The sequence below is a fragment of the Thermus sp. genome (assembly GCF_037444525.1).
Taxonomy (GTDB): domain Bacteria; phylum Deinococcota; class Deinococci; order Deinococcales; family Thermaceae; genus Thermus.
This window is the reverse complement of the sequence record NZ_JBBIMD010000115.1, coordinates 1-2445: the sequence shown is the minus strand read 5'-3', so window position 1 is coordinate 2445 and position 2445 is coordinate 1. Positions and strand designations below refer to the sequence as shown.

Sequence of the window (2445 nt, the reverse complement as noted above, 5' to 3'; positions counted from 1 at the left end):
GCCTCACCCTGGGCTACAGCTAGGACTGGTTGGGCCGGGTGGGCCTGGAGTACCGCCCCCTCTCCTACCCCTTCAGCCTGCGGGCGGGCCTGGGCTACCAGGGGGGGCTGGCCTGGGACCTCGGGGCCCGGGTCAGGGCAGACGGCCTCGAGGCCATAGGGAGCCTCTCCTGGCAGGCGCGGCTGGGCCTGGCCTACAGCCTCCAGGTGGGCTACACCCTCCCCCCCTTCAGCCTGCGCGCTCTCTACCTGGGCCGCCCCGAGGGGGGAAGCCTCCTCCTGGGAGGGGAGGTGCGGGAAGGGGAGCTGGAGGGCAGTCTCGGCTTGGGCTACGACTGGGCCCAAGGGCGGCCCAGCACCCGGGGTACCCTCCTATACCGCCCCGTTCCGGAGCTGGGCCTTGGGGTCCAGGGCACCTGGGACGGGGAGGCCGTGGTCCTCCAGGCCCTTGGGCTTTTGGAGCTTAAGGGGGGCTTCAACACCCCTGAGGAGGTGGTCCAGCTCTTAGGGGGGCGGGCCACGGGCTGGGTGAAGGGGGTGGTCTTCCACGACCTCAACCGGGACGGGGTGAGAGGCCCAGGGGAGCCCCCCCTTCCGGGGGCCACCGTGCGGGTGGGGATCCAGGAGGTCCAGGCGGACGGGGAGGGGCGGTACCGGCTGGAGCTCTACCCGGGAAGCTACCGGCTAGAGGTGGGGGGCATCCCTGCAGGACTGGCCCAGCGGCGGCGGGTGGAGGCTCGGGTGGATCGGGGCCTGCGCCTTCCCCTGGACCTGCCGGTGGAAACGGTGGTGGGGCTGGTCTACCTGGACCGGGACCGGAATGGGGTCCGGGACGAGGGAGAAGGCCCCCTGCCCTTCGTCCGGGTGGTGGTCCAGGGGCCAGAGCGCCGCATCGCCTACGCCGATGGCACGGGCCGTTTCACCTTGGGGAACCTCCTCCCTGGGTCCTACACCTTAAGCGTGGACCCCGCCTCCCTCCCCTCCACGAACCCGGGGAGGCCTTGGCCCTGGAGCTTGCCCCAGGTGGAGCTAGGGGCATGGGAGAGCGTGCGGGAGGTGATCCAAACCCTCACCGAGGAAACCCTAGGGCTTTTTCCCCTGGACCCTCCCACCACCCTGCCCCCCGGGGCGGAGCTCTTCCTCCGGGTCCAAACCCAAGGGGACCCGGAGCGGGTCTACGCGGAGTGGCTAGGGGGGGAGGCCAGGCTGGAAGCGGCGGAAGGCGGGGTCTTCCAGGCCTTCCTCCCCGTCCCCGAAACCCCCCTCTGGACCATCCGGGTGGTGGCGGAAAAGGGCGGGGCCCGGGCGGAGACCCAGGTCCTCCTCACCGTGCGGCCGGGGCCTCTCGGAAGCCTGCTTCTCCAGCCGGCCCTGGTGGACCCTGGGGAGAAGGTGGGCCTCGAGGCCCGGCTCCTCAAGCGCTTCCAGGCGGTGGAGGTACGCCTCCAAGGGGTGCGCATCCCCCTAACCCCCAAGGGTCCCTTCACCTTCCAATGGACACTCCCCGCTCCCCAGACCCCTGGGATCTACGAGGTGGAGCTTTGGGCGGACGGGGTCCGACTCTCCACCGCGCGGCTTAGGGTTCGGGACTAGGGAAGCTCCTCCTTGCGGTTGGCGTTGAGGTAGACCAGGGGCCCAAACCGCTCCACCACCTCCTCCGCCGGGAGGTAGGTGGCCCCTAGGGTTTCCATCACCCGCCTCAGGAGAAAGTCCCCGGCCTCCAGCTGCCACTCCACCTGGGGCAGGCAGTCCTTGTGGTAAAGGGCCATAAGGGGCTCCAGGTGGCCCTCGGGGTTCACGGGGACCACCACGGGATAGGGGGAGGCCAGCGCCCGTTCATAGAGGTAGTCCCAGTAAGCCCGGGTGAGGAAGGGAAGGTCGCACGCGGCCACGGCCACCCAGGGGAAGCGGGCCTGGACAAGAGCGGTATGGAGCCCCGAGAGGCTGTCCGCCCCCGGGCGGAGGTCAGGGTGGACCGACACCCCAAACCCCTCGTAGGGGCGGTTGGCCACGATGAAGCGTTCCCCGGCCCCGGAGAGGCTTTCCAGGACCCAAAGGAGGAGGGGCTTCCCCCGGTAGGGGTAAAGGGCCTTGTCCTCCCCGAAGCGCTTGGAAAGCCCCCCTGCCAGCACCGCGCCGGTGTACATATCCCTAGCCTAAGGCCTCCGCCAGCCGCCTGGCCCAAAGGGGCGCGAGGAGGAAGCCCGTGGAGCCAAAGCCGGTGAGGGCATACCCCCCAGGGATGGGGGTGAGGGGATGGGACCTACGGAAGCGCACCCCCCGCCAGGCCCCGGCCACCTGGGGCCGGTAGCCCAGAAGAGCCTCAGCCCCCCTAAGGAGCCAGTCTACCTCGCCCTCTCCCGGGGGAGGATGGGCGTAGCCAGGGAGGTCCAGGTAGCTTCCCCCCAAGGCGGGCCCCGCCAGGAAGACCCGGTAGCTTAAGGCC

At 70.4% G+C, this 2445-nt stretch carries 3 protein-coding genes; 1 reads left to right on the top strand and 2 read right to left on the bottom strand.

What is annotated here, in order from left to right:
• The first annotated feature begins 29 nt into the window (after positions 1-29).
• Positions 30-1592 carry a hypothetical protein gene (locus WKI94_RS11895; RefSeq protein WP_337845933.1) on the top strand — a complete coding sequence of 521 codons (1563 nt, stop codon included), beginning with the start codon at positions 30-32 and terminating at the stop codon, positions 1590-1592.
• Here the strand turns inward: WKI94_RS11895 and WKI94_RS11890 are convergent.
• A complete protein-coding gene (locus WKI94_RS11890; RefSeq protein WP_337845932.1) occupies positions 1589-2146 on the bottom strand; it encodes a molybdenum cofactor guanylyltransferase in 558 nt (185 codons plus the stop codon). The two genes, WKI94_RS11895 and WKI94_RS11890, sit on opposite strands and share 4 nt — an antisense overlap.
• Positions 2147-2150: 4 nt before the next feature.
• The coding region (locus tag WKI94_RS11885; protein ID WP_337845931.1) for an FAD-dependent oxidoreductase at positions 2151-2445 on the bottom strand (295 nt) is incomplete at its 5' end.

What these genes read in the sequence shown, in the direction of transcription:
- WKI94_RS11890 (WP_337845932.1), bottom strand. Translation starts at nt 2,146, where the DNA reads ATGTACACCGGCGCGGTGCTGGCAGGGGGGCTTTCCAAGCGCTTCGGG.